Annotated in this window: 2 protein-coding genes and 1 pseudogene; all 3 read right to left on the bottom strand. The window is 50.4% G+C overall.

The window, feature by feature from the left end:
• Positions 1–674, bottom strand: a 674-nt coding sequence (locus QUB10_RS33925) for a ParA family protein (RefSeq protein WP_333207505.1), incomplete at its 3' end; no start/stop codon positions are given.
• A 326-nt stretch (positions 675–1,000) separates the two neighbouring features.
• Positions 1,001–2,656: an RNA-binding domain-containing protein gene (locus QUB10_RS33920; RefSeq protein WP_333207504.1), complete on the bottom strand. Its 1,656-nt coding sequence runs from the start codon at positions 2,654–2,656 to the stop codon at positions 1,001–1,003.
• A 148-nt stretch (positions 2,657–2,804) separates the two neighbouring features.
• A pseudogene (locus QUB10_RS33915) lies at positions 2,805–3,095 on the bottom strand (RNA-guided endonuclease TnpB family protein); the annotation flags it as partial.
• Between the last annotated feature and the right edge of the window lie 78 nt (positions 3,096–3,173).

Genomic DNA, 3,173 nt, shown 5'->3' with positions numbered 1-3,173 from the left:
TTTTTGTACTGTTCGGATTCTCGGATTGAAGGGAGAATTAATTCGTTTTCAACTTCGTCTTTCATTCCTTCTACGGCAAGGCGGCTTTCTAGGGTTTGAGTGTTGCCAATCCAGCGGTCCCGGAAGGGCAGCACTCCTAGTACGGTAGCGTTGGTTGCTTTGACATCTCTCATGGAGTTGAGCAAGTCGAGTGTCCGCACTAGGGAACCGTAGCCTTTGACGGAGGCTTCGGCGGGTATGATTACGGTGTCGGCGGCACCGATTGCGGTTAAGCAAATCTGCGAGCGCTGCGGGGGTGCGTCAATGATACAAAATTTGAAGGCTTCGGCAACTGGTTCGAGGCGGCGCAGCAACAGGGTAGCGCCGACGCCGCTGCTGGATAGGTAGTCGGCGGCGGCGTCAAGGCCGTCGTCGGAGGGAATTAGAAACAAGTTGTCGCTACCTTCGACTGGATAGATGCCGTCTTCGATGGGCACGGATTTTTTGAGAACTTCCAGCAATGTGGGCTGGTTGGGTTGCAGTTCTAGCCCCAGGTAGGTGGTCAGGTTGTGTTGGGGGTCGGCGTCGATAGCCAGTGTGGGATAGCCCCGGCTCGCTAGGAGGCGGCTCAGGAATAGAGATGCGGTTGTCTTGCCCTGCCCCCCGGACAGGGACGCGATGGCGACTGCAATCATGGCTTTAGGGACATGGGATGGGGTTTTCTATATATATCGTCATCTAAAAAACGAAATTAGTCAATATCTAAATTACTAAAAAGCTAATTTTATTATTTTAGTGTTTTAGTAATTTATATTTTACTTGAAAGATAAAGAGCTAAAGTTAGCCTTTTAGTAAAAAGCTAAATTATTAAAATTAGCAAGTGAGCGGAGATCGCGCAGTCCCCACCCAATTTTCCTCCACAGACTCTATAGATGAGTGTTTAAAAGGCGCGGTGCGTGTTTAAAAGGCGCGGCGCGTGTTTAAAAGGCGCGGTGCGTGTTTAAAAGGCGAGGCGCGTGTTTTATAGCGAGAAAACAACATAATATGACGCGCGGCCTTGACCCTCTAAATTCAACTGGTTGGCATCAGTCAACTTCCGCAGCAGGCGACTAGCTTGGTCTTCGCTGATACGACAAAGTTCCACAGCTTCTTTTCTGGTAATTCTGCCGTGAGTCCTTACATATTGAAGCACCATTTGCTCTTGCTGAATGGGTTCAAAGCCAGCTTGCCGAACGTAATCAGCGGATTGTCCCAGTTCTCGGTAAACTAAGGGGCTAAGGGTGTAGGTGCGTCCTTTTTTGACGCCACGCGCTTCTACCAAACCAGCTTCAACTAATCGTTCTAACACGCTGCGGGCGATCGCTTCATCTCGCTGAATGGCACGGGCGAGGGTAGCCGTGTCTAACCGTCTTTCTTGTCGCAATTGTCCTAAAGCGATTAAAGAGTCAACGGGGAGTGGGCTTTGACGGCGATTTTCCTCTTCAATCACTACGCGCAACAGTCCTAAGTCGGCTTCCCCCCCTGGCAGTCTGACGGTAACAGAATGAGAGTTTGTACTTCGATAATCGGGGGCAGATCTTCCGTAGCGCAATAACCCCTGATAGATTAAATCTACACCACGTCCGGTGCGTTCCGCCAGTCCGATGCGTTTAATGGCATCGGCTAGAAAGGGGTTTCTCGGCCTGGGTTCGACGACTAGCAGGTTATCTAAGGTGACACCTTCGACAAAACCTCCTGGGTTGCTGATGGTAATTCCGTAATCTTCCCAGCGGATGTGAACTGCTCCCAATTTCGTGTAATCTCGGTGGATGAGGGCATTGACTGAGGCTTCGCGAAAGGCGCGGCGATCGTAGTTGGGAACGGGGACGCGAAATAAACCGATTTGCACTTCATCTTCTTCGACACGCACCTCGAACTGTTCCATGACTCGATCAAACAGTTTTAGTAGGGGGGTGCGGTAAAAATCATTGACTCGCACTTGGGTGCCTTCGAGGACTTGAAAGGCGACTTCGTGGGTGGGTAAGTGTTCGCGGAGGGCGCTTTCTCGTCCTAAAATCAGCAGTCCCGTGACGGTGGGGAAGCGAATTCCATCGGTAGAACGCACGAAACCTAAAGCGCCGTCGAGTTCTTCATCGGTTAAGGATAGCAGAGTACGATCGCCACCATATCGCTCTATTAATTGTCGCAGGCGTTCGCGTTCCAGGGGGTCGAAGTCGGTGACAGACGATCCGGTGACGGGTAATGAGGAGTAATCGAGAACGCCTAAGTCTGACTGGCGAGTGGCAAATTCATAGGGATAAAAGGGGACGCATTGAGGTGTTCCGTCTACTTGCAGGCGGCGGCGTTGTAGGAGTCCGTCAGAGGTGGCGACGATGCGAGCTGATTTGGGGACTTCTATGCAGGCAATGGTTTGACCTGCTTCTAGCAACGCTGTAACGCGTACGCTGACTGGGGGGTTGGTGCGGTTGCCAATCATGGCTGCCAAGGTGGACAGGTTTTGGTGTTGGGGGTGCAAACCTGTTATTTGACCGTCATCTTCAACGCCGAGGTAAATGGAGCCGCCGTCGGTGTTGGCAAGGCAGACGACGGTTTCAATCAGGTCTTTGTCTGGCAGGCGAGTGCGATCGCTTTTAAACTCGACGGTGAGGGATTCTTGTTCGGGAATCGTGCGATTCATTTAACAATATAAAATAGGGGCGACCTGACGGTATTTACAATACTATGGCAAAATTGGGTCTAAAGCCCCGTCCTTATAGGACGGCTTCCTCCTAACTGTATAAAACAAATACAGTTAGAAACACAGGAAATAGCTGGCAAAAGTATAGTCATTTATTGCACATGACATGGGAGGCGTCAAGTCCCTCCCCTTTCACTTTCACTTTGAGCGGATTAACCCGCCTCGGCTGAACTACGCAGCTCTCTATCCCATTGCTGAAAGCATTTGGGATTGCTTTTCTAAGGATGTTATACGCAGCATTAACATCAGAATTAATCAATTGACCGCCTGATGTTTTGTACAAACCTCTCTTGATTCGCTTACCCTGGAACACAGGGTCTTTATCGGTTTTTCCGTAAACAGGGATTGGGTCGAGATTCAGAAAATTTGCGCGCGAAGTGGGTTGAGTCGAGGAGGGATATTATTCCCTGCCCCTCTCAGTTAGATCTGGGCGTGCGATTTTCACCGCACCCAGCTC

The sequence above is a fragment of the Microcoleus sp. B5-D4 genome (genome assembly GCF_036705145.1).
Taxonomy (GTDB): domain Bacteria; phylum Cyanobacteriota; class Cyanobacteriia; order Cyanobacteriales; family Microcoleaceae; genus Microcoleus.
This window is presented reverse-complemented; position numbering and strand designations above follow the sequence as displayed.

Bases quoted from the DNA above. Each gene is read 5' to 3' on its own strand.
- QUB10_RS33920 (WP_333207504.1), bottom strand. From the start codon at position 2,656: ATGAATCGCACGATTCCCGAACAAGAATCCCTCACCGTCGAGTTTAAA.